Origin of the sequence: Brachybacterium endophyticum (assembly GCF_003130585.1) — a bacterium.
GTDB classification, from domain to species: domain Bacteria; phylum Actinomycetota; class Actinomycetes; order Actinomycetales; family Dermabacteraceae; genus Brachybacterium; species Brachybacterium endophyticum.
Genome location: NZ_QFKX01000005.1, coordinates 174,091 through 196,486, shown reverse-complemented (window position 1 = coordinate 196,486; position 22,396 = coordinate 174,091). Strand labels below are relative to the sequence as shown.

Sequence of the window (22,396 nt, the reverse complement as noted above, 5' to 3'; positions counted from 1 at the left end):
CCTCATGCTCAGCACATCCGCATCGCCTCGCATCGTCACCCGTCTGCGCACGCTCGGGGCCGTGCTGACCGTGTCGGCCTTCGCCCTCGCGGGCTGCTCCGGGGGCAGCTCCGAGGGTTCGAAGGGATCCGATGCCGGCACGGAGGACGTGAAGCAGACCATCACGATCTTCGCGGCCGCATCGCTCCAGGGCCCTCTCGACGACGTCGCGAAGGCCTTCACCACGGCCCACCCCGAGTACGACATCGCCCCCATCGACTACGACGGCTCGCAGGCCCTCGCGACCCAGGCGATCGACGGCGCCGACGTCGACGTGCTCGCCTTCGCCTCCGAGGCGAGTCTCGATCCGCTGACGAAGGCGGGGATCACCGACTCGTCGGAGATCTTCGCGACCAACACGCTCGAGATCGCCGTCGCTCCCGGCAACCCGAAGAAGATCACCTCCTTCGACGACCTCACCGCCACGGGGACCTCGCTCGTCACCTGCGCCTCCGAGGTCCCGTGCGGTCAGGCGACCGACACCGTCGAGAAGGCCACCGGCACCACGCTGAAGCCTGTCAGCGAGGAGACGAACGTGACCAGCGTGGTCAACCGGGTCTCGCAGGGCGAGGCGGACGCCGGCCTGGTCTACACCACCGACATCAAGGCCGCGGGCGACAAGCTCGAGGGCGTCGAGTTCCCCGAGTCGAAGCAGGCGGTCAACAAGTACCCGGTCGCGGTCCCGACGAAAGCGAAGCACGCCGAGGGCGGGAAGGTCTTCGAGAAGTTCCTGCTCTCGGACGACGGCCAGAAGGTCCTGCACGACGCAGGCTTCGGCGCGCCGTGAGCACACCGGTCTGGCTGCGGGGCATCGCCGTAGCGGGCCTGGCCGTGCTCGTGCTGCCGCTCGCGGGGATGCTCACCCGCGTGCGCTGGTCCACGCTCGGGGAGGACCTGCTCTCGCCGACGACGCTGCAGGCACTGTGGCTGTCGCTGTTGACGGCGGCCTGCTCGACGCTCGCCTGTCTGGTCCTCGGCTTCCCTCTGGCACTCGTCATAGCGCGGGCCTCCGCACGCCTGGCCGCGGTGTTGCGGGCGGCGGTGATGGTGCCGCTGGTGCTGCCGCCCATGGTGGGCGGCCTCGCGCTGCTCTCGCTGCTGGGGCGCTCCGGCGTGGTGGGAAGACCGATCTTCGAGGCCACCGGGCTGTCCCTGCCGTACACGACGGCGGGTGTCGTGGTCGCCCAGACGTTCGTCGCGATGCCCTTCCTGGTCATCACTCTCGAGGGGGTGCTGCGCACGTCCGGGCAGGGGCACGAGTGGGTAGCGGCCTCGCTCGGGGCGAACCGCTGGAGGGTGCTGACCCGAGTGACGCTGCCGCTGGTGGCGCCCGGGCTGGTGGCCGGGACGGTGCTCGCCTTCGCCCGCGCCATGGGCGAGTTCGGCGCGACAGCCCTGTTCGCCGGTAATTCGCAGGGCATCACCCGCACCATGCCGCTGGCGATCTACACCGCCTACAACGGGGTGGGCGTGAGCCAGGACTCCGCCCTGGCCCTGTCCCTCCTGCTGCTGATCAGCGCCATCGTCATCGTCGCCGGGCTGCGTTCCTGGCGGGAGGAGGCCGTGCGATGAGCACAGGCGCGAGGGGGACGGGCGCGACGGACGAAGGCCCGAGGAGCGGCGGCACGACGCATCGAGGCTCGGGGCTCTCCGCGCAGATCGAGGTCGAGCGGACCGCTTTCACGGTTCGTGCCGATCTCACGCTCGCCCCCGGTCAGCGTCTCGCGCTGCTCGGTGCGAACGGGGCGGGGAAGTCCACGATCCTCGGGGCCCTCGCCGGCACGGTTCCTCTGAGCGCCGGTCGGATCTCCCTGGGCGAGGCCGCGACCGAGCGCGTCCTCGATGCTCCCGGTCGCCGCAGCGTCCCCGCCCACCGCCGAGCCATCACCTTGCTCGAACAGCGCCCGCTGCTGTTCCCCCACCTCGACCTGGTGGGCAACGTCGCCTTCGGTCCGCGGTCGCGTGGCTCGGGCCGACGAGCATCCCGCGACCTCGCCCTGGAGTGGCTCGAGCGCGTGGACCTGACGGATCACGCCCGTCAGCGCCCGTACCGGCTCTCGGGCGGTCAGCAGCAGCGGGTCGCCCTCGCGCGCGCCTTCGCCGCCGGGCCGTCGGTGATCCTGCTCGACGAGCCCTTCGCCGCCCTGGACGCCGAAACGGTGCCGCGGGTGCGCGGGATGCTGGACCGGGAGCTCACCCGCACGGGCACCACCGCAGTCCTGGTCACCCACCAGCTCAGCGACGCGTGGGACCTGGCCGACACCTGCCTCGTGCTCGAGGCAGGCCGCGTCCGCGAGCAGGCCTCCCCCGAGCACCTTGTGACTGCTCCGCGCAGTCGTTTCGGCGCCCGACTGGCCGGATTCGGAGCGATCGAGGGCGAGACCAGCGCGCAGGGTTTGCGGGTCGAGGGCGTCCTGCTGCCCGGGCGCCCTGACCCGGGCTCCCCGCCGCGCCGCGGCGTGCGCGCTCTCGGCATCGCCTCCCCCACCGACGTGGAGCTGCTGCCGGGCACGGCGGACGCATCCCTCGCCTCCGTGCCCGGCCGGGTGATCGGCGTGCGCGCGAGCGCCGGCCGTGTGCTCGTGGAGGCCGACAACGGCCTGATCGCGGACGTGACGACGCAGCGTGCGACCGAGGTCGCCGGGCAGGGTCTCCCCGTGGTCGGCTCGCGCCTGGGCTTCGCGCCTCGCTCCCTGCGGCTCGTCGGCCTCGACGTACCCTGAGGGCATGGGACGCATCACCGCGAAGCGGCCGGTGACCCGGATCCGCCTGGACTCCGGGACCACCCGCAGGCCCGACACGCTCGCCGTCGAGGAGCCGCTGGAGATCCGCGCCGACGGCCGGCCGGTCGCGGTCACGATGCGCACGCCCGGCCACGACGTCGAGCTGTCCACAGGATTCTTCCTCTCCGAGGGGATCATCCGCGACGGCGGCGACGTCCTCACGGCGATCCACTGCGGCGGCCCGGGCACGGGCCTCGGCGGCGAGGCGAACACGTACAACGTCCTGGACGTGTCCCTGGCCGCGCACGTGCCGCCGCCGGATGCCGCGACCGAGCGGAACTTCTACACCACGAGCTCCTGCGGGGTGTGCGGGAAGGCGAGCATCGACGCGGTGCGCACGGTCTCCGCCTTCGGGGTGACGGATGAGGATCTCCGCCTCACCCCCGAGCTGATCGCCTCGCTCCCGGAGACACTGCGCGAGCACCAGGACGTGTTCGACAAGACCGGCGGTCTGCATGCCGCAGGGCTGTTCACCGCCGACGGCGAGCTGCTCGTGCTGCGCGAGGACGTCGGCCGGCACAACGCCGTGGACAAGGTGGTGGGGTGGGCCGCCCAGAAGGGCCGACTGCCCGCCCGCGGAACGATCCTGCAGGTCTCCGGGCGAGCGAGCTTCGAGCTCGTGCAGAAGGCCGTGATGGCCGGGATCCCCGTCCTCTCCGCCGTCTCCGCCCCGTCGTCCCTCGCCGTCGAGCTCGCCGACGAGGCAGGGCTGACGCTGCTGGGCTTCGTGCGGGGACCGCGGCTGAACGTCTACACCCACGCCGCGCGCGTGCTCGCTCCGGGCGCCGCTCCCGGTGCCGGCGAGGACGCGGCGGACGACGTCGCAGCAGCGCCCGCGATCATCCCCTGAGACGCCCGGCGTAGCGCGCCGGGGTCTCACCCGTGACCGCGCGGAAGTCCCGGATGAAATGGGACTGGTCGAACCAGCCGAGGTCGAGGGCGAGCTGTCCGAGCGTCCGCGGATCACCGTGGTCGATCGCAGCGGTCGCATCGATCACCCGTGCCCGCATCAGCATCCGCTTCACCCCGACACCGAGGTTCCGGTCGACCAGGCGCTGGAGAGACCGCGCGGAGAACCCTGAGCGCTCCTCGAGCTCGGCGAGGGTCCGTGTCCGTGGATCCTCGAGCAGGGCCAGGACGTGTCGCACCGCGGGCATCTCGTGGGAGTCGGCAGGATGCGCTGCCATCAGCCAGGCATCGAGGCGAGGGGCTGCCTGCTCCGCATCGGCCGGAAGATCACCGATGCCGTGGAGGGAGCCCGATGTGTCGGGGAACCAGTCGGAGGCGGGCACGGTGCGATCCCGCAGTGCACGCAGGTCGGCATGGACGAACGCCGTGGTGCCGCCGAGGGCGAACTTGACCCCCAGCACGCTGCCCGATCCCGTGAGCTGCACGTCGAAACGGCCGCGCGTGACAGGGCCGGTTATCCAGTCCCCCGCCCCATCGGTGCCGTCGCGTCGCACGCCCCCGCGCTCGATCGTCAGATGGAGCGACGGATCATCGAGGGTCGAGACGGGGAACATCTCCCCGGGGCCGAGCTCCCACCGCACGGACCAGTAACGCTCCACCCACGGGGTGAGCGAGGGAGCGGGCACAGCGGACCCGTAGACCGCGCGCCCCAACAGGTCCTCGGGACGCAGGACATGGCCGTACATGTGGGCGGGCGGGACATGACCGCGAGCGGATGTCGCGTTCGTCCAATCCGCGCCGGCGCCCATGGCGGCAGTCTGGCACGCATGAACGACACCGCACTGGCCCGCCTCGCCATGATCACCCTGGACGCCGCCGAGACCGCTCCCCTGGCCCACTTCTGGTCCGGAGTGCTGGGCTGGCCCATCACGGTCCTCGAGGAGGAGTACGCGATGCTCGCCGGCCCCAGCAGCGCGCTCGGCATCGGTCGCATCCCCGACCTCCAACCTGTCAGCTGGCCTGACGACGGCCGCAAACAATTCCACTTCGACCTGGCCGTGACCGATCCGGAGGCCGCGGCCGCCCGGTGCGTCGAGCTCGGCGCGACACGGGTCGATCCACAGCCCGGTGAGTCCTGGATCGTGCTGCAGGATCCCGCAGGCCACGCCTTCTGCCTCACGGACGAGAAGAACTGGGGCTGAGGCCGCGGCCCCGTCGAGGTCAGTGCGCCACAGGTGGGCGGGACCGGGTAGGAGCCGCCTGGCGTGCATTCGGCGATACTGACGCACGTGACGCCCGCCGATGCCTGCTCCTCACCCCGCCCGAGTGCGGACGAACCCTCCTTCCGCCTCGACGTCCCCGTCCTCGCCGATGCGGACGCCCTCGCCGAGGTCCACAACCAGGCCTGGCGCGAGGCCTATGCGGGGATCGTCCCGCAGGCCGCCTTCGACGACGCCGCTCTCGAGCGCCGCCGCAGCATGTGGCACCGGATCCTGGAGACGTGGGATGCCGACCTGCTGCACGAGCGCATCCGCATCGGTCGCCGGCCCGGCGGCGCACCGCTCGGCTTCCTCATGATCGGTCCCGCTCTCGACGAGGACGCTCCTCGGTCTGTGCAGCTGCAGACCCTCAACGTCCTCGCGTCGAGTCATGGGAGCGGGCTCGCCCAGGCCATGGTCGCGGACCTGCTGGGGGATCGTCCCGCCTACCTGTGGGTGGTGGAGGCCAACCCGCGCGCCCGGCGCTTCTACGAGAAGGTCGGGTTCGCGGCCGACGGCGGCGTCACCGTCGATGCGTCCCTCGGGGATCTGCGGGAGATCCGCATGTCCCGCTGACCGGTCGGCGCTCGACGATCAGTCCGTCTGCGGCCCGCCGTACTGCAGGACCGTCTCGCCGTAGGCCTTGGCGCCGTCATCGGCCCAACCGCCCGGCCACTCGATCGGCCGGCTCCTGCTCGAGCGCTCGATCACGACGAGGGCATCGTCCGTGAGGGCGGGGCGCACCGTGACCAGCAGCTGCTCGAGGGTCTCGGTCGCCACCTCGTAGGGCGGGTCCAGGAAGACCAGGGTGAAGATGTCACTGGGCCCCGCGGTCTCCGCGAGGGAGGCTGCCACCTGCTCGGCCTTCGCGGCGCGCACGTCGCAGCGGTCCTCGAGACCGAGCTCCGCAGCGGTGCGGCGCAGCTGCCGCGCCGTCGCACCGTGCATCTCCACGAGCGTCGCGGACGCGGCGCCACGGGAGAGGGCCTCGAAGGCGAGGGCCCCGGTGCCCGCGTAGAGGTCGAGGACGCGGGCGCCCGTGATGGCGTCCCATCCCTGGAGGCGGGAGAACAGGGCTTCACGTACCCGGTCCGAGGTGGGACGCGTGCCCTTGCCGGGCGGGCCTGGGATGGTGCGCCCACCCAGGGCACCGGCGATGATGCGCGGCATCTCAGCTCCTCTCGACGTTCGGGTCGGCGTCGCGCAGACGGCGCTGGACGGCGGCGGCAAGCTGCGGGTGGTCCTCGAGCTCCACGTCCCCGGCCACGAGGTCGAAGGCGTCGTTGCGGGCGCGGGCGATGATCTCGGAGTCCCGCACCACGTCGAGGTAGCGCAGGGTGCGGTGCAGACCGGACTGCTCCTCCCCCACCAGGTCGCCCGTGCCGCGGCGCTGCATGTCCAGTTCCGCCAGGGCGAAGCCATCGGTGGTGGCGGCGACGCTGGTGAGGTGATCGGAGGCCTCCGATCCGTGCGGGGCGCGGGTGTCGAAGAACGCGATGCCGGGGTACTCGCCGCGGCCGATCCGACCGCGCAGCTGGTGCAGCTGGGAGACACCGAACCGTTCGGCGTCCAGCACGATCATCACCGAGGCGTTGGGCAGGTCCACGCCCACCTCGATCATGGTGGTGGCGACCAGCAGGTCGACCTCCCCGGCGACCATCGCATCCATGACGTCCTGCTTCTCCTGCCCCGAGAGACGTCCGTGGAGGATCCCGATCCGGACTCCCTGCAGTTCGGGACGCGAGGCGAGACGCTCGGCGGTGTCGGTGACGCTGCGCGGATCCATCCCCGGGATGCCCGCGAGATCGCCCGGACCGATGTACTCCAGCAGGTCGTCGGACGAGCCGCGGCCGCTCGAGTCGTCGATGCGCGCGCAGACGACGAAGGCCTGCCGGCCCTGGCGGATCTCCTCGGCCGTGCGCTCCCACATCCGCGCCTCCCAGCTGGGGTCCTGCTCATGGACCACGTAGGAGGACACACCGGGGCGTCCGGCGGGGATCTGCCGCAGGCTGAGCACGTCCAGGTCACCTGCCGTGGCGAGGGCCGCCGTGCGTGGGATCGGGGTCGCGGTCATCACCACCACGTGGGGGCTCTGCCCCTCGGGCCCCTTGGCACGCAGCCGGCGCCGGTGGTCGACGCCGAAGCGGTGCTGCTCGTCGATCACCGCCAGGCCCAGGGAGGCGAACTCGACGCTCTGGGTGAGCACCGCATGGGTGCCCACGATGATGCCGGCGGTGCCGCTGGTGATGTCCAGCAGGGTCCGCCGTCGCTCCGCGGTGGGCTGGGACCCGGTGAGCAGGCGCACGGTGGTGGCATCGGGATGCGCATGCATGTGGTCGGCCGCGCCGAGGTCGCCGAGCAGGCCACGGATGGTCCGGTGGTGCTGCTCGGCGAGGACCTCGGTGGGGGCGAGGAGCACGGCCTGGTATCCGGAGTCGACGGCCTGCAGCATCGCGCGCAGGGCGACCACCGTCTTGCCCGATCCCACGTCACCCTGCAGCAGCACGTTGGTGGGGTGCGAGCGCGCCAGCTGATGACGGATCGCCTCGCCGACCTCGGCCTGCTCCTCGGTGAGCGTGAACGGCAGGCGGGCGTCCAGGAGCCCCTGTAGGGGATCGTCGGCGCGCAGGGCCGGCGCCGGGGTGCGCGCGTCCAGGGCCCGCCGCTGCGCGAAGATCGTCTGCAGCACGAACGCCTCCTCGATCACGAGGTGACGCATGCCTTCGGCGATCTCGTCGGCCGTGTGCGGGGCGTGGACCTTGCGCATCGCCTCGCCGAGCGTGGGCAGGTGCTGGGCGGCGAGGACGGTGGGCGGCAGGATCGTGGTCAGCTGGCCCGCGTACTCCACGGCCTTGGAGTATGCGGCCCGCATGGTGCTCTGCTTGGTGCGACCGCGCAGGGAGTAGACGGGGATCGGTCGCATCGCCGTGACGAGCGCCTCCTCGCTGGCACCGACGAGGTCGTAGCGGGGGTTGGTGATCTGCGGTGCGCCGTGGTTGTAGCGCTCATCGAAGTGGACGGTGCCGAAGACGACGATCCGGGTGCCGGTGGCGAGCCGCTCCTGGTGCCAGCGCACCTGGTGGTCCTTGGGCAGGAAGAACGTCAGGGTCAGACGGTCCGTGCCGTCGCTGACCAGCACCTCGAGGATCGAACCCGGCCGACGCTTCATGCGCCGGGTGCGCGAGTCGACGACGTCCACGATCGCGCTGACGTCCTGGCCCTCGTGCAGATCCCGCAGACTGCTGATGGGACCGGGGATCACGTGACGCAGGGGGATCAGCCGCAGCATGTCGTCGAGGTCCTCGGCCCCCTGCTGACGCAGGGCCTTCAGCTCGGTGTCGGTGAGGATCTCCCCGAGCTCGGGCACTCCGGAGGAGCGACGTGTCGTGCCCGCGGCCCGGCTCGCTCCGTTCGTGCCCGCTGCCATCGCGCCTCCCCTCGTACCTGTCGTGGCTGTCGTGCTGCGTCGGGCGCAATGGCCTGCACCGCCGCGCGCGGCTGCGAGACAATGGTGCCACCTACCAGGGCGGCTGTGTCTGAATCCACAGCGCACGAGCCTCTGCCCGGTTCCGACCGACCACACCCGTGGGCTATGCTGTCGGAGTTGCCTTGCGCGACCGCATGCCCTGTGGTCGACCACGGTATGCGGGACCTCCGACGATCGAGCGTCGGCCGGGACGCGTCCGTCGGGTGAGGCACCCGCAACGATTCGACTTCAGGAGACGACAGTGGCTGCTTCCACGTGTGACATCTGCGCCAAGAGCCCGAGCTTCGGCAAGAGCGTGTCCCACTCGCACCGCCGCACCTCGCGCCGCTGGAACCCGAACATCCAGACCGTGCGCACCGTGATCAACGGCACCCCCACGCGCATGAACGTCTGCACCTCCTGCCTCAAGGCCGGCAAGGTGCAGAAGGTCGGCGCCTGAGCAGGACCCGCCCGGCCCGCGTGGCCGCGTGACCCCTCGGGATTCACCTCGGAGCCCTCACCATCACGGTGGGGGCTTCCGTGCGTCCGGGGTCGTCCCGTCGATTCGGGGGCGTCCCGTGCGTCCCGCGGGTCGTCCGGGCAGGTGCTGCCGCCGGCCCCCTCGGCTTCCTTCGCGGGCGGATCGGTCGAGGCGACGCCCTATCCTGTGCAGATGCCCGACGGTCTCGACGACTTCCGCGTGCTCCTCGCCGACCCCGACCTCGAGGTCGCCGTCAGCGATCTCGACGGTGTGCTCCGTGTCTTCGACTCCGCGCTGTGGGATCGGCTTGGCACCGAGCTGGGTCTCGGGTCGGGGGCCGTGTTCGAGGCGATCCTGCGCAATCCCCTCCTGGAGGACGTCACGCGTGGCCGCACCACCCACGCGCAGTGGCGCGAGTCGAACGTCGCCGAGCTGATCCGCCGGGGTGCAGAACCCGAGGCAGCACATCACGCCGTCTCCACCTGGGCCGCGGAGAGAGGTCACCTGGACCCCGACGTCCTCGCTGCCCTCGTCGACGCACAGTCGCGCGACGTAGACGTCTTCGTCTTCACCAACGGGACCGACCGCGTGCGGCAGGAGATCGCAGAGCTGCGGGCGTCCGAGCAGCAGCAACCCACCGCGGGTCCGACCGCTGGACGGGATGCGGGACTGCGCGAGCTGCTCGACGTGCAGGGCGACCACGTGCTGAACTCGGCCGAGCTCGGCGCGATCAAGCCCGATCAGGAAGCTTTCGAGGCCGGGCACCGACGCATCCAGCAGGTGCTCGGGCGCACCATCCCGCGCCGAGCCGTCGCCTTCCTCGACGACAGCGCGAACCACGTGCGCGCGGCCGAGGAGTTCGGGTGGCGGGCGGTGCGGCTCACCCGAGCGTGAGGGAACGCGGCCGGGAAGCGGGGACCCCGGGCTTGCTGGTCTCCCCCACCGGGTCATGAGGTCACCAGGGCTTCGGAGGGACCAGCCGGCCCCGGCTCAGGCCGGCCCCGGCTCAGGCCGGCTCCGGCCCAGGCCAGCCCTGTCCCGGCCCCAACCCGGGCCCACCCCTGTTTCCGGGCCCGACCAACCCCTCAGTCGAGCGGCGGCAGCCCGAGGTTCTCCCGCAGCGTCGACCCGGTGTACTCGGTCGGGTAGACGCCGCGCTCCTGGAGGCGCGGGACCAGCTCGTCGACGATGTCGTCGAGTCCGCCGGGCACCAGCCACGGCGTGATGTTCAGCCCGTCGACCGCGCCGTACCGGGCGTACTCGGCGAGGCGGTCGGCGACGCCGTCGTAGGAACCGGCGAAGGTGCTGCCGCGGGAGCCCTGACGCGAGCGGGCGAACTCGAGGATCGACAGCCCCTTCTCGGCCGCCTCCTCGCGCCACTCGCGCGTGAGCTCCTCGGCCTTCTTGAACTGGAAACCGGCGCCTCGTGTGACACCGGATTCGGAGACCTCGGGCTTGACGTCCGGCAGCGGCCCGTCGGGGTCGAACTCCGAGAGATCCCTCCCCCAGTACTGCTCGAGCAGGGCGATCGCCTGCTCCGGGCCGACCTGGTTCTCCCGCAGCCAGTGCAGCTTGTCCTGGGCCTCCGCCTCGGTCGGGGCGAGGGCGAACTCGGCGCCCGGGTAGATCCGGACCTCGTCGGCGGAGCGGCCGGCGGCCAGCGTGCGCTCGACGATGTCGTGGCGGAAGTCGATCGCGCGCTCGAGGTCGCCGAAGGGCGAGAAGATGACGTCGGCCGTGCGGGCCGCGAAGTCCCGGCCCTCCGGGGAGATGCCGGCCTGGAAGAGGACCGGCTCGCCCTGGCGGGAGCGCGGCAGCTTGCCGCCCGCGCGCACGTGGTAGTGGTTGCCCGCGTGGTCGACGTCCTCGCCGCGCCAGATCTTCTTCGCCACGTCGACGAAGGCCTCGGCGTGCACGTAGCGCTCGGAGTGGTCGATGTAGCCGCCGCGGCGGAAGTTCTCACCGGTCCACGCGTTGTCGGTGGTGACGATGTTCCAGGCCGCGCGGCCGTCGCTCAGCAGGTCGAGGCTCTGGAAGCGCCGTGCGAGATCGACCGGGTCGTTGTACGTGGTGTTCTGCGTGGCGACCAGACCGATGTTCTCGGTGATCGAGGCGAGCGCGGCCAGCAGGGTCTGCGCGTCCGGGCGTCCAGCCACGTCGAACTCGAGCGGGACGCCGCGGTGCTCGCGCAGGCGCAGGCCCTCGCCGAGGAAGAACGCGGAGAACAGCCCGCGCTCGGCGGTGGTGATGAGGCGCTCGAAGGATTCCCAGGCGACCTGGTCGCCGCTCTCGGGCGCCTTCCACACGGTCGTGGAGTTGACCCCCTGGTAGAACACGCCGAGGCGGATCGTGCCGCTCGGGGTGTGGGAGGGGTGGATCGGGTGCGCCGACTCCTCGGCCGACGGCCCGGTGGTGGGGTTCTCGGTGACGGTGCTGCTCATGCGGCGGTCTCCTCGGGGCTGGTGCGGGCGCGGTCGGAGCGGCGCGCGGGATCGATGGTGACCTCGGGGCGGGGTAGACCCAGCTGGTCGCGCAGGGACGCGCCGGACGCGGGCGCGGGGGCGATGAGGTCATCGGCCCGCAGCTGGGCGGCGGCGTCGGCGAGCCGAGCGGCCAGAGCTGCCGGAGCAGCGGTCTCGGCCTCGGCGCCGGCCTCGACGAGGCCGATCAGACGGACCACCCGGGGCGTTCGCCCCGGAGCGTCGGCCTGCTGGGCCGTCGCAGCGCCGAGCGCTTCACGCACGGCCCCGGCGATGTCCTGGGCGGTCGCCTCGACGTCGACGCGCACGTCGATCGCACGCCCGTCGGCGCCCTGCTCCGCGACGGCGGCTCCGACGCTCTGCCGGTCGGCGTCCGCGACCAGGACGGGGAGCTGTCCCTGCGGGGAACGCGGGGTGATCGAGGGCCCCTTGACCGAGAAGCTCTGGCCTTCGAAGTCGGCGTACTGCAGGCGCGCGGCGTCGACGAACACGCCGGTGCTGATGTCGCGCACGACCGCGTCGTCCGTCCAGGAGTCCCAGAGCAGGCGGGAGGCGGCGAGGACGTCGGCCGCCTCCTGCTCCCGCGCCGCGTCGTCGAGCGCCTCGCGGCCGACGGCCTGGGCGGCGGCGTCGTCGGAGCGTGCTTCGACGAGCCACCCGGCGCGGCCGTGGCTGATGTGGTCCAGGCTCATCAGCTGCGTGGCCAGGTGGAAGGGCTCGACGTCGATCGCGTCGGTGCGTACCAGGACCGCGAGCGCCCGGGTCAATGGGGCGAGATGCGAGGCCACGTGGATCGGGTGGAGGTCGCCGGCCTCGGCGTCGCCGCTGACGCTGAGGCCGCCGAGGCCCGCGGCGTCCAGCGCCGGCGCCAGCTCACGCAGTGTCGGCAGCGCGGATGGGGCGGAGGGCAGATCCAGTGTCAGGACGGGCGGTGTGCTCATCACGGGTTCTCCTTGGTGTGTGCGCGGCTGGTCTTCACGGCTTCCGAGCCCAGTCCCCAACGGTCGAGGACCTTGGCGTAGGTGCCCTCGTCGATGGTGGCCTGGAGCGCCTTGGCGTAGACCTCGGCGATGCCGGTTCCGCGTTTGAAGGTGGCGGCGACGAGCGTCTTCCCGGGCGAGAGCTCGTCGATCTTGCCCTGGGTCTCGACGTCGTCGCGGGTGGAGGCGACGTAGTTCATGGTCTCGAAGGGGGCGAAGTAGGCGTCGACCCTACCGGATCCGAGGGCGAGGAGGACATCGGCATCGCTCGAGAAGTTCTTGAGCTCGGCGGGGTCCTTGCCGTCCTTCTTTAGATCCTCGTTCCAGCGCATGAGCAGGGCTTCCTGGTTGGTGCCGTTGCCCACGGCGATGATGCGACCGCTGACCGAGTCGGGCTCCCCGAGGCCCAGCTTCGCGCCCTTCTTCACCAGGAAGGTCATGAAGGCACGGCGGTAGGAGGCGAAGTCGAAGGTGTGCAGACGCTCGTCGTTGATGCCGACGTTGGAGTGTACGACCTCGAACTCGCCGGTCTTGAGCTTGAGCGGCCAGTTCTCCCAGCTGGTGATCTTCAGGTCCAGCTCGAGGCCGAGCTTGTCGGCGGCCAGCTGGGCGATGTCGGGCTCGGAGCCGATCGGGGTCTTGTTGTCGTCGGCCATGAAGCACAGGGGCGGTCCGCCCACCACGGTGGTCGCTACCGTCAGCTTCCCGTCCTTGCGGAAGGTCTCGGGAACGGCCTTGGCGAGCTCCTCGTCGACCTTCGTGCGGATCCGCTTCTGCTTGCCGGAGGTGTCGATCGGGCTCGAGCCGCCGTCCGAGGAGCCGCCGCTGTCGGATACACCGGAGGTCCCCGAGGCGCTGCTGACGGTGGTGGGGTCGGCGCAGGCCGCGAGGGCGGCGAGAGCGGGCAGCGATGCGGCGCCGGCGAGCATCCCTCGCCGCGTGAGAACGCGGCCGGGTGGCTGCAGGTGGCCGCGCGGTGAGCGCGAGGCGGAGCGGGCTGGGGTCATCGGGTCTCCTGGGGCGTGGGGGCGAGCGTGGTCGCAGTGGTCATCGGGCAGGCGCGGGACTGACGTGGTCACTGTGCCGGCTGTGCACGCTCATCCGGCGTGGATGCGCTGGAGGAAGCCACGGGTGCGCTCGTGGCGGGGTGCGTCGATCACCTGGGCGGGCGTGCCCTGCTCGACGATCCGTCCGCCGTCCATGAAGACGACCTGGTCCGCCACGTCCCGCGCGAAGTGGACCTCGTGGGTGACGATCAGCAGGGTGGTCCCGGCGCGGGAGAGCTCGCGGATCACCGAGAGCACCTCCTCGACCAGCTCGGGGTCGAGGGCGGAGGTGGGTTCGTCGAACAGGAGCACCTGCGGGCGCAGCGCGAGCGCGCGAGCGATCGCCACCCGCTGCTGCTGACCGCCCGAGAGCCGACGGGGATAGGCGTCGGCCTTCGCACCGAGGCCGACCACCTCGAGCAGCTCCTGCGCCCGGGCGAGGGCCTCGCGCTTGGGCACCCCGAGCGCGCGGCGCGGGGCCTCGGCGACGTTCTGCAGCGCCGTCATGTGCCCGAACAGGTGGAACTGCTGGAAGACCATGCCGACGCGCGTGCGCTGGGCCAGCACCTTCTTCTCCGGCAGCTCGACCAGGAGATCCCCCCGCAGGTCGTAGCCGATGATCTCGCCGTCGATCGCGACCGCGCCCCGGTCGAGGGCCTCGAGGTGGTTGATCGTACGCAGCAGGGTCGACTTGCCTGAGCCGCTGGGCCCGAGGACGGCGGTGACGGTGCCGGGCTCCACGGTCAGGTCGACGCCTCGCAGCACCTCGAGGTCCCAGTAGGACTTGTGGGCCCCGCGCACCTCGACGCGTGCGCCCTTCCCTCCCTGGAGGGCGGCACGGGTGCCGGTCCGGGGGTCCCGGTCCTCCGCCCGCGCGTCGGGCCCGCCGTCGGGTCGGCCGTCGGATCCCGTGGGCTTGCTGCCGGTCGATGTGTCGAGGACGCTCATGCGTGCACCTCCGTGCGGTCGCGGCCCTTCGCGCCCAGGTTCGCCCGCAGACGCTGCAGCGGGGTGGGCGGGAGCGTGCGCACGGCTCCCTTCGCGAAGTGTCGCTCGATGTAGTACTGGGCGATCGAGAGCAGCGAGGTGATGACGATGTACCAGAGGGTCGCGACCATCAGCATCGGCAGCACCTGCTGGGTGCGCCCGTAGATCAGCTGCACGGTGAAGAACAGCTCGGCGTGGGCGATGACGTAGACGATCGCGGTTCCCTTGACGAGCCCGATCACCTCGTTGAATGCCGTGGGGAGGATGGCGCGCATCGCCTGCGGGAGCACGATGCGCAGGTGTCGGTGACGGGCCGGGATGCCGAGGGCGCTCGCGGCCTCGACCTGGCCGGCGTCCACGGAGAGGATGCCGCCGCGGATGAGTTCGGAGGCGTAGGCGGCCTGGTGAAGCCCGAGACCCAGCACCGCGGCGATCAGCGGGGTCATCAGCGTGCTGGTGCGCTCGTCGAACAGGGTCAGGTCGGTCATCGGGATGCCGATGACGATCCTGTCGTAGAGGTACCCGAGGTTGAACCAGATCAGCATCTGCACCAGCAGCGGCGTGGAGCGGAAGATCCAGGAGAACGTCCACGACAGACCCGCTGCGAGGCGTGATCCGGAGAGCCTCATCAGCGCCAGCACGAGACCGAGCCCGAAGCCGAGGACCCCTGCGAGCACCGTGAGCTTGAGGGTCTCCAGCAGCCCGCGGATGATCGAGCGCGCGAGGAACCAGCTGGCGACCACGTTCCATTCCCATCGCGGGTTCAGCACGATCAGCACGAGGGCGAGGAGCACGAGTGCCCCCAGCACGGCCACCACGATGCGGCGCACGGGCCGATGGGCCGGCGCGATCCTCAGCCTCGCGATCCCCTCGTCGCCGAGCGCGTCGAGGGAGGAGGCAGCGGGGGCTCGGTCCGGAGCACTCGCGTCGGCATCCGCGCCGCTCGAGCGGAGCGTGCGGGATGCCGCTTGGCGTGCGGTCAGTGTCACGGGTGCGCCTTCCATCGGACGGTCTCGGACGGGTCGGCTGACGGGTCCGCGAGGCAGGGTGTTGTGTGAACGCACGTAACACCCCTGTTGCAGTTATGGACCGTATAAGCGAGTCTTTCGTTGTGGCAAGCGAGGACGTCAGCTCCGGACACATCACGACACAGACGGGAGGCCCGATGGGCAACAGCGCACGGATCGTCATCATCGGTGCGGGCCCGCGACCCTCTGGCCTGCTGGAACGCCTCGGCGCCAACGCCGAGGAGCTGGCCGGACACCGTTTGAGGATCGACCTGGTGGACCCGCACACCCCGGGTGCCGGTCGCATCTGGAGCGCTCACGAGAGCCCCCTCCTGCTGATGAACTCGAGGGCCAAGGACGTGACGATGTTCACCGACGAGGCCTCGCGCATCGACGGCCCCGTCCGCCCCGGGCCCTCGCTCGCGGAGTGGGCGAAGGCCATCCGCGACGGGGACATCGAGGCGCCCACCGCCGGCACCGAGCGCCTCGCCGAGATCCACGCCCTCACGGACGAGTCGTTCCCCAGCCGCCGCGTCCAGGCCCTCTACCTCGAGTGGGTCTTCGGTCGGGTCCTCTCGGGCCTCCCCGAGGACATCGAGGTCCACATCCACCGCCGCACGGCCGTCGACCTCCGGGCCCGCAGCCAGGGCTGGCAGGTCGACCTGGACGACGGCACCGAGCTGCCCGCGGATCTGCTGCTGGTGACCGTCGGCCATGCCGACGCCGAGCCGACGCCCGCCCAGCAGCAGCTGGCCGACTTCGCCGCGCAGCACGGGGATGTCTACTCCCCGCCCTCGCATCACGACGGGGTCGACCTCTCGGCGCTCGCGCCCGGTGAGGACGTGATCCTGCGCGGCATGGGGCTGGGGGCCGTGGACCTGGTCGCGCTGCTGACCGAGGGACGCGGCGGCACCTACTCCCCCGCCCCGCTGCCGGAGGATCCCGATCGCCTGGAGTACGAGCCGTCAGGCCAGGAGCCCGTGCTCTGGCTGGGTTCGCGGCGGGGCACCCCGTTCCGGTCGAAGGTCCGCGGCGAGGACGTCCCGGCCGGTCCGTCCGAGCTCGTGCACCTCACGCCCGAGGCGCTCACCGCCGCGGAGGACGAGCACGGCGAGGTGGACTTCGAGAACTCCGTGCTGCCGCTGATCGCGGCCGAGATCCGCGAGGCCGTCCCGGACCTCGATCTCGGCGGGCCGTCGGATTCCGGCTGGGACCTGGTCTCCGCGCTCGACGATCCCCTCGTCGGGCTCTTCTCGGCGGAGGGCCGGCGCTCCGGCGAGGAGGCGCTGCGGCGCACCCGCGACGTGGTCGTCTCCCACATCGCCGATGACCTCAGGGAGCGCACCGGCGAGGACCCGCAGCGCGCCCGTGCACTGTTCCAGGTGCTGCTGCGCATCACCGGCGGCCTCGCGCGACAGCTTCCCGCCGAGCGGCTCTCCCCCGCCTCCCGCGGCAGCTACCCCGGACTGTGGCACTCACTGTTCAGCTTCGTGTGCTCGGGGCCCCCGCCCCACCGCCTCCAGCAGATCCTCGCCCTGGAGCGGGCGGGACTGGTCCACTTCCTGGGCCCGCGACTGCAGGTGCGGGCCGACGAGAGCACCGGACGCTTCAGCGCCGAGGGAGCGGGCGGCGCCCGCGTCGAGGCACGAGCGCTCGTCGACGCCTTCCTGCCCTCCCCGACCGTCGAGGGCTCGGCGAACCGGTTCCTCCGCGTCCTCGGTGAGCGCTTCGCCGCGCCCGATCCGCACGCGCCCGGTCGCCTCCGCACGGATGCCGACGGCAGGGTGCTCGACGCCGAGGGCGCCCCGGTCGCGGGCCTGTGGGCCGTCGGCCCGGCGACCTCGGAGTTCCCTCTCGGCGCCTTCGCCCGGCCGCGGACGGACGCGCCGGTGTTCCGTCGCAACGACGCCCTCGCCCGCCGACTGCTCGCCACGGCGGAGAACCGGGTCTCCCCCGGCCCCGCGCAGTCCGACCGACCTGCGCAGGAGCTCGAGATCGTCGGGGCCGGCAAAATCGGCACCGCGATCGCCCGGCAGGCGGTGCGCAGCGGACTGCACGTGCACGTGCACAGTTCGCGTGACCCGCGGTCCCTGCGTGCTCGCATCCCCGGTGCCGTGGCGCCCTCTGCAGCAGCCCGCAGCGCGGCTGCCACCCCGGGCGAGATCGTGGTGCTGACCATGCCCTTCCATGCGGTCTTCGACCTGGATCCGGCGGAGTTCGAGGGCACGGTCGTCATCGATGCCACCAACCCCTGGGGCGAGCAGGACGTCGCCGCGATCGAGTCGGCGCGCGAGCGCTACGGGGCGGAGCTCTCCAGCAGCGAGCTGGTGGCAGCCCATCTGCGCTCCAGCCGGGTCGCCAAGGCACTGAACCACATCGGCTACCACGACCTCGAGGACCACACACGGCCCGCCGGGGCCGAGGACCGGCGCGCCCTCGCGGTCGCCTGCGACGACGAACCGACGGCGGCGGCCGTCGGCGATCTGCTGGACCGTCTGGGCTTCGACGCGGTGCTCGTGGACGGCCTCGCCCAGGCGCGGCACCTCGAGCCCGACGGCGCCGTGTTCGGGTCGGTCGCCTCCCGTGAGGTCCTCACCGCCGCCCTGGAGGCCGCCGACGCGGCGGTGCTCACGGCCGCCTGAGGTCGGTGGGCACCGACCGGCTCCCGCCGGCCCGCCGGTGGGAGCCGCTGCCTGCTTGCGGTCCGGGCGGACGCGGGCTTGGCTGAGCCCATGACCGCCTCGCAGCCCACGATCCTCGCCACCAGCGGCGGGTACGTCCCGCATCCGCGTCTGCGGTTCGGGTTCGGCCCGATCATGGACCTGGCGATCGACCTGGCCTCGGAGCGGGGCCGGGTCGATCCCACCGGCACGCCGCGCATCTGCAACATCGCCACCGCCTCGGGCGATGACGCCCGGTTCCAACGCGACACGGAGGAGGCCGCACGGGAGGCGGGCTTCGCCCTGCACCACCTCTCCCTGTTCCCCTCCCCGAACGTCGAGGACGTCGAGGGCTACCTGCGCGGGTTCGATGTGCTCTGGGTCAACGGAGGCTCCGTCGTGAACCTGCTCGCCGTCTGGCGAGCGCACGGTCTGGATCGGATCCTGCACACGCTGTGGCGCGAGGGCGTGGTGCTCGCCGGGATCTCCGCCGGCTCGCTGTGCTGGCACACGGGAGGGGTCACGGACTCGTTCGGTCCGGATCTCGTGCCCGTGACCGACGGTCTGGGATTCCTCCCGTGGGCCAACGGCGTGCATTGCGACAGCGAGCGGGCGCGGCTGCCCTTGCTGCGAGAGCTCGTCGCCGACGGCACCCTCGGCACGACACTCTGCACCGACGACGGCGTCGGATTGCTGTATCGCGCTGAACAGTTCATAGAGGCTGTAACTGAGCGCGAGGGTGCGGGCGCTCGTCGGCTGCGTCGCGCACCGGGGCACGAGGCGGGGACCGCACGCGTCCTCGAGGAGGAGCTCCCGGTGCGTCAGCTCGCGGGCGCCGTGCCGCGCGGAGCCTGAGAGGTCTTCCGCGCGACGAACGAAGGCCCGGCATCCGCGTCCTGTCGGAGCGGGTGCCGGGCCTTCGCCCGTGATGCTCGGAGGATCAGGCGCCGACCGGCGCGTCCTCGAAGCTCGCGGTGTCGATGACGGCGCGGAAGTACACCTCGCCGTTGACCACGCGATCGTAGGTGGCATCGACCTCGTCGATCCCGATCACCTCGATCTGGGCGCCGATGCCGTGCTCGGCGCAGAAGTCGAGCATCTCCTGGGTCTCGGCGATGCCGCCGATGTTGGAGCCCGCCAGCACCTTGCCGCCCCCGATCAGGGAACCGAAGTGCAGGGGCTGCGCGGCCGGCGGCAGCCCGACGACGGCCATGACGCCGTGCGGCTTGAGCAGCCCGAGGTACTTGTCCAGCGGGATGTCGGCGCTGATCGTGTTCAGGATCATGTCGAACTCGCCGCGGTGCTGCTCGTAGAAGCCCTCCTCGGTGGTCGGGAGCATCTCCTTCGCACCGAGGTCGATCGCGAGCTGCTCCTTCTTGCGCGAGCGCGAGAGCACGGTGACCTCGGCGCCCTTGGCCGCCGCGATCTGCACGCCCATGTGGCCGAGGCCGCCGAGACCGAGCACGGCGACCTTCATGCCCTCCTTCACGCCCCAGCGGGCGATCGGGGCGTAGGTGGTGATGCCCGCGCACAGCAGCGGGGCGGCGACGTCGAAGTCGAGGCCGTCGGGGATGCGGCACACGAAGCGCTCGTTGACGACGACCTTCTGGGAGTAGCCGCCCTGGGTGATGGAGCCGTCGACGTCCTTGACGTTGTAGGTGCCGACGTTGCCGTTCAGGCAGTCCTGCTCCTGGCCGTTGCGGCACTGCTCGCACTCGCCGCACGAGTTGACCATGCAGCCCACGCCGACGCGGTCGCCGACCGAGTAGGAGGTGACGTCCTCGCCGACGGCGGAGACGACGCCCGCGATCTCGTGGCCGACGGTCAGCGGGAAGTGCGCCTCGCCCCACTCGTTGCGGATGGTGTGGATGTCGGAGTGGCAGATGCCCGCGGCCTTGATGTCGATCACGACGTCGTCGGGGCGGGGGTCGCGGCGCTGGATCTCGGCGACGCGGTAGGGCTGGTCGGGCCCGGTCTTCTGCAGGGCCTTGACGGTGATGGGCACGTTCGTCTCCTCGGAGCTCGGGTGCGGATGGTGCCCGCGGAGCAGACGGCGCTGGCCCCGAAGGGGCGATGGGGCTGCGCGTCCGGCGGGCGACTGCACCAGCTTAGACCTCCCATCACCAGCTCGAGGGGGTCACGAGATCCTCCGGACATCGCTGGACGCGTTCCCAGGAATCCCGCCGTCGGCCGTACGTACCGCCGTCGGCCGCGTGTCCTGTGTGACGTACGGATCCAAAGCCCTGGGGCGAGATCCTGGTCAGTCGGAGGCCGCGGTGGCAGGCTGTCGGCTCGTGGTCACAGAACCAGACCGTGCAGAACCGGGCCGCGCCCCGGCGACTGCGGTCGCCTCCGCCCCGCACCGCGCCCCGCTCGACACCGACGGCCGCCCCCGGCGTCGCAGGCCCGTCGCCGCCCTCATGCTGGGAGCCGCGGGCGTGGTGTTCGGTGACATCGGCACCAGTCCCCTGTACTCGCTCCAGACGGTGTTCAGCACCCACCACAACGCCGTCGCCCCCACCGAGCAGGACGTGCTCGGTGTGATCTCGATGATCGTGTGGTGCCTGATCCTGATCGTGACGGTCACCTACGTCAGCGTGATCCTGCGGGCCGACAACCAGGGCGAGGGCGGGATCCTCTCGCTCGCGAACCTCATCCAGCGCAAGCTCGGCCAGCGCTCCACGCAGGTCTCCGTCGCCCTCGTCCTCGCGGTGGTCGGTGCCTCCCTCTTCTACGGTGACTCCGTCATCACTCCGGCCATCTCCGTCCTCAGCGCCTTCGAGGGCCTGGAGGTGGTGGGCCCGGGATTCGCTCCGTGGGTCGTCCCCGCGGCGGTGGCCGTCCTCACCTGCCTGTTCCTGGTGCAGCGCTGGGGCACGGGCGCGATCGGGAAGGCCTTCGGACCGATCATGGTCTGCTGGTTCCTCGTGCTCGCCGCCCTGGGGCTGCCCCACCTGATCTCGAACCTGTCGATCCTGCGGGCGGTCTCCCCGAGCTACGCCATCGTGTTCGCCCTGGACCGCCCCCTGGTGGCCTTCGTCGCGATGGGAGCGGTCGTGCTCGCGATCACCGGCGCGGAGGCGCTCTATGCCGACATGGGCCACTTCGGCCGTCGCCCGATCGCGCTCGCCTGGTTGTGTCTGATCCTTCCCGCCCTGCTGATCTGCTACTTCGGCCAGGGCGCGCTGATCCTCGCCGATCCCAGCGCGGTGGAGAACCCGTTCTTCCGCATGGCTCCCGTGTGGGCGCGGCTCCCTCTCGTGCTGCTGGCGGCCATGGCCACGGTGATCGCCTCGCAGGCGGTGATCTCGGGGGCGTTCTCGGTCTCGCGCCAGGCCACCCGCCTCGGACTGCTGCCGCGTTTGAAGGTCCTGCAGACCTCGCGGGTCCACGGAGGACAGATCTACCTGCCGGTGGTGAACCTGCTGCTGTTCGGCGGCGTGCTGGTGCTCGTGCTGGTCTTCCGGTCCTCGGAGTCGCTGGCATCGGCCTACGGACTCTCCGTCACCGGGACGCTGCTGCTCGAGCTCTCGCTGTTCCTGCTGCTCGCGCTGAGGGTGTGGAACTGGCCGCTGTGGCGCGTGGCGACGATGGCGGTCGTCGTCGGCGGACTCGAGCTCGCCCTGTTCGCCGGCAACGTCGTCAAGATCGCCTCCGGCGGCTGGCTGCCCCTGGTCATCGCCGGCGCCCTCCTCGTGATCATGCTGACCTGGCGGCGCGGTGCCCGCGAGTACTTCGGCAGGCGACGCTCGATGGAGGGGCCGATCGACGAGTTCGTGGTGCAGATCCGCGAGCAGAAGGTGAGGCGGGTGCCCGGGCTGGCCGTCTACCCGCACGGCGACCCCGCCACGGTCCCGCTCGCCCTGCGCTCGAACGTGCGCTTCAACCGCATGCTGCACCGGCACGTCGTCATCATCACGATCCGCAACATGGGCGTGCCCCACGTGCTGCACGATGCTCGCGTCGAGGTCAGCGACCTGGGCGACCCGCACGACGGGATCGTGCACGTGACCTACCGCGTCGGGTTCAACGACTCCCAGGACGTCCCGGCCGCCCTCGCCGACGCCGTGGGGCGCTCGGACGAGCTGCACGTGGATCCGTCCACCGCGATCTACTTCCTCTCGGTCTTCCGCATCGAGCAGGGCGAGGACCGCTGCATGCCCCGCTGGCAGAAGAAGCTGTTCCGGCTGCTCGAGAGGCTCTCCTCGAACAAGACCCACGCCCTGCGCCTGCCGCAGGAGCGCACGGTCGTGATGGGGGTCGAGACCCAGGTCTGAGCGGCTTATCGGGCACGATGCC

General features: G+C 71.5%; 20 protein-coding genes. 11 read left to right on the top strand and 9 right to left on the bottom strand.

What is annotated here, in order from left to right:
- The first annotated feature begins 4 nt into the window (after positions 1-4).
- Genes modA through fdhD form a run of 4 tightly spaced genes read left to right on the top strand, consistent with a single transcriptional unit; the run spans position 5 to position 3,672 of the window.
- Positions 5-826: a molybdate ABC transporter substrate-binding protein gene (gene modA / locus DEO23_RS12995; RefSeq protein ID WP_109276447.1), complete on the top strand. Its 822-nt coding sequence runs from the start codon at positions 5-7 to the stop codon at positions 824-826.
- Entirely contained in the window at positions 823-1,611 is a 789-nt protein-coding gene (locus DEO23_RS12990) for an ABC transporter permease (protein WP_240613398.1), read from the top strand. The genes modA and DEO23_RS12990 overlap by 4 nt, the downstream gene beginning before the upstream one ends.
- The gene (locus tag DEO23_RS12985; RefSeq protein ID WP_109276446.1) at positions 1,608-2,762 is read left to right on the top strand and encodes a sulfate/molybdate ABC transporter ATP-binding protein; all 1,155 of its coding nucleotides are present in this window, start codon (positions 1,608-1,610) and stop codon (positions 2,760-2,762) included. The genes DEO23_RS12990 and DEO23_RS12985 overlap by 4 nt, the downstream gene beginning before the upstream one ends.
- 4 nt (positions 2,763-2,766) lie before the next feature.
- On the top strand, positions 2,767-3,672 hold the full coding sequence (fdhD, locus tag DEO23_RS12980) for a formate dehydrogenase accessory sulfurtransferase FdhD (protein WP_109276445.1): 906 nt from the start codon (positions 2,767-2,769) through the stop codon (positions 3,670-3,672).
- On the opposite strand, the gene DEO23_RS12975 is transcribed toward fdhD, so the two are convergent.
- Entirely contained in the window at positions 3,662-4,540 is an 879-nt protein-coding gene (locus DEO23_RS12975; protein ID WP_240613397.1) for a helix-turn-helix domain-containing protein, read from the bottom strand. The two genes, fdhD and DEO23_RS12975, sit on opposite strands and share 11 nt — an antisense overlap.
- An 18-nt stretch (positions 4,541-4,558) precedes the next feature.
- On the opposite strand from DEO23_RS12975, the gene DEO23_RS12970 reads away from it, so the two are divergent.
- Entirely contained in the window at positions 4,559-4,933 is a 375-nt protein-coding gene (locus DEO23_RS12970; RefSeq protein WP_109276443.1) for a VOC family protein, read from the top strand.
- An 87-nt stretch (positions 4,934-5,020) separates the two neighbouring features.
- Positions 5,021-5,566 carry a GNAT family N-acetyltransferase gene (locus DEO23_RS12965; RefSeq protein WP_109276442.1) on the top strand — a complete coding sequence of 182 codons (546 nt, stop codon included), beginning with the start codon at positions 5,021-5,023 and terminating at the stop codon, positions 5,564-5,566.
- A gap of 18 nt (positions 5,567-5,584) precedes the next feature.
- Here DEO23_RS12965 and rsmD read toward each other — a convergent pair whose 3' ends face one another.
- Complete coding sequence (rsmD, locus tag DEO23_RS12960) at positions 5,585-6,160, bottom strand: 16S rRNA (guanine(966)-N(2))-methyltransferase RsmD (RefSeq protein ID WP_109276441.1); 576 nt, start codon at positions 6,158-6,160, stop codon at positions 5,585-5,587.
- 1 nt (position 6,161) lies between these two features.
- On the bottom strand, positions 6,162-8,417 hold the full coding sequence (locus DEO23_RS12955; protein WP_109276440.1) for an ATP-dependent DNA helicase RecG: 2,256 nt from the start codon (positions 8,415-8,417) through the stop codon (positions 6,162-6,164).
- A gap of 301 nt (positions 8,418-8,718) precedes the next feature.
- Here DEO23_RS12955 and rpmB point away from each other — a divergent pair, with 301 nt between their 5' ends.
- Positions 8,719-8,916 carry a 50S ribosomal protein L28 gene (gene rpmB / locus DEO23_RS12950; RefSeq protein WP_109276439.1) on the top strand — a complete coding sequence of 66 codons (198 nt, stop codon included), beginning with the start codon at positions 8,719-8,721 and terminating at the stop codon, positions 8,914-8,916.
- A gap of 213 nt (positions 8,917-9,129) precedes the next feature.
- Positions 9,130-9,831, top strand: coding sequence for an HAD family hydrolase (locus DEO23_RS12945; protein ID WP_109276438.1), 702 nt, complete (start codon positions 9,130-9,132; stop codon positions 9,829-9,831).
- A 191-nt stretch (positions 9,832-10,022) separates the two neighbouring features.
- Here the strand turns inward: DEO23_RS12945 and DEO23_RS12940 are convergent, their stop codons facing one another.
- From DEO23_RS12940 to DEO23_RS12920, 5 genes are all read right to left on the bottom strand, one after another.
- The gene (locus DEO23_RS12940) at positions 10,023-11,378 is read right to left on the bottom strand and encodes an LLM class flavin-dependent oxidoreductase (RefSeq protein ID WP_109276437.1); all 1,356 of its coding nucleotides are present in this window, start codon (positions 11,376-11,378) and stop codon (positions 10,023-10,025) included.
- On the bottom strand, positions 11,375-12,358 hold the full coding sequence (locus DEO23_RS12935; RefSeq protein WP_109276436.1) for an LLM class flavin-dependent oxidoreductase: 984 nt from the start codon (positions 12,356-12,358) through the stop codon (positions 11,375-11,377). Before DEO23_RS12935 ends, DEO23_RS12940 begins: the two co-directional genes overlap by 4 nt.
- Positions 12,358-13,404: an ABC transporter substrate-binding protein gene (locus DEO23_RS12930; RefSeq protein ID WP_109276435.1), complete on the bottom strand. Its 1,047-nt coding sequence runs from the start codon at positions 13,402-13,404 to the stop codon at positions 12,358-12,360. The genes DEO23_RS12935 and DEO23_RS12930 overlap by 1 nt, the downstream gene beginning before the upstream one ends.
- 90 nt (positions 13,405-13,494) lie before the next feature.
- On the bottom strand, positions 13,495-14,391 hold the full coding sequence (locus DEO23_RS12925; protein ID WP_109276434.1) for an amino acid ABC transporter ATP-binding protein: 897 nt from the start codon (positions 14,389-14,391) through the stop codon (positions 13,495-13,497).
- On the bottom strand, positions 14,388-15,419 hold the full coding sequence (locus tag DEO23_RS12920; protein ID WP_240613396.1) for an amino acid ABC transporter permease: 1,032 nt from the start codon (positions 15,417-15,419) through the stop codon (positions 14,388-14,390). The genes DEO23_RS12925 and DEO23_RS12920 overlap by 4 nt, the downstream gene beginning before the upstream one ends.
- 176 nt (positions 15,420-15,595) lie before the next feature.
- Here DEO23_RS12920 and DEO23_RS12915 point away from each other — a divergent pair, with 176 nt between their 5' ends.
- Both DEO23_RS12915 and DEO23_RS12910 read left to right on the top strand, forming a co-directional pair.
- A complete protein-coding gene (locus DEO23_RS12915; RefSeq protein WP_165831836.1) occupies positions 15,596-18,079 on the top strand; it encodes an FAD/NAD(P)-binding protein in 2,484 nt (827 codons plus the stop codon).
- Positions 18,080-18,169: 90 nt separating this feature from the next.
- On the top strand, positions 18,170-18,952 hold the full coding sequence (locus DEO23_RS12910) for a Type 1 glutamine amidotransferase-like domain-containing protein (RefSeq protein ID WP_109276431.1): 783 nt from the start codon (positions 18,170-18,172) through the stop codon (positions 18,950-18,952).
- An 85-nt stretch (positions 18,953-19,037) separates the two neighbouring features.
- Here DEO23_RS12910 and DEO23_RS12905 read toward each other — a convergent pair whose 3' ends face one another.
- Positions 19,038-20,102: an NAD(P)-dependent alcohol dehydrogenase gene (locus DEO23_RS12905; RefSeq protein ID WP_109276430.1), complete on the bottom strand. Its 1,065-nt coding sequence runs from the start codon at positions 20,100-20,102 to the stop codon at positions 19,038-19,040.
- A gap of 289 nt (positions 20,103-20,391) precedes the next feature.
- On the opposite strand from DEO23_RS12905, the gene DEO23_RS12900 reads away from it, so the two are divergent.
- Positions 20,392-22,374, top strand: a complete 1,983-nt coding sequence (locus DEO23_RS12900; protein WP_240613395.1) for a potassium transporter Kup — start codon at positions 20,392-20,394, stop codon at positions 22,372-22,374.
- The last annotated feature ends 22 nt before the right edge of the window (positions 22,375-22,396 follow it).

Bases quoted from the DNA above. Each gene is read 5' to 3' on its own strand.
- modA (WP_109276447.1), top strand. From the start codon at position 5: ATGCTCAGCACATCCGCATCGCCTCGCATCGTCACCCGTCTGCGCACG.
- DEO23_RS12985 (WP_109276446.1), top strand. From the start codon at position 1,608: ATGAGCACAGGCGCGAGGGGGACGGGCGCGACGGACGAAGGCCCGAGG.
- fdhD (WP_109276445.1), top strand. From the start codon at position 2,767: ATGGGACGCATCACCGCGAAGCGGCCGGTGACCCGGATCCGCCTGGAC.
- DEO23_RS12975 (WP_240613397.1), bottom strand. From the start codon at position 4,540: ATGGGCGCCGGCGCGGATTGGACGAACGCGACATCCGCTCGCGGTCAT.
- DEO23_RS12970 (WP_109276443.1), top strand. From the start codon at position 4,559: ATGAACGACACCGCACTGGCCCGCCTCGCCATGATCACCCTGGACGCC.
- rsmD (WP_109276441.1), bottom strand. From the start codon at position 6,160: ATGCCGCGCATCATCGCCGGTGCCCTGGGTGGGCGCACCATCCCAGGC.
- DEO23_RS12955 (WP_109276440.1), bottom strand. From the start codon at position 8,417: ATGGCAGCGGGCACGAACGGAGCGAGCCGGGCCGCGGGCACGACACGT.
- DEO23_RS12945 (WP_109276438.1), top strand. From the start codon at position 9,130: ATGCCCGACGGTCTCGACGACTTCCGCGTGCTCCTCGCCGACCCCGAC.
- DEO23_RS12940 (WP_109276437.1), bottom strand. From the start codon at position 11,378: ATGAGCAGCACCGTCACCGAGAACCCCACCACCGGGCCGTCGGCCGAG.
- DEO23_RS12935 (WP_109276436.1), bottom strand. From the start codon at position 12,358: ATGAGCACACCGCCCGTCCTGACACTGGATCTGCCCTCCGCCCCATCC.
- DEO23_RS12930 (WP_109276435.1), bottom strand. From the start codon at position 13,404: ATGACCCCAGCCCGCTCCGCCTCGCGCTCACCGCGCGGCCACCTGCAG.
- DEO23_RS12925 (WP_109276434.1), bottom strand. From the start codon at position 14,391: ATGAGCGTCCTCGACACATCGACCGGCAGCAAGCCCACGGGATCCGAC.
- DEO23_RS12915 (WP_165831836.1), top strand. From the start codon at position 15,596: ATGGGCAACAGCGCACGGATCGTCATCATCGGTGCGGGCCCGCGACCC.
- DEO23_RS12910 (WP_109276431.1), top strand. From the start codon at position 18,170: ATGACCGCCTCGCAGCCCACGATCCTCGCCACCAGCGGCGGGTACGTC.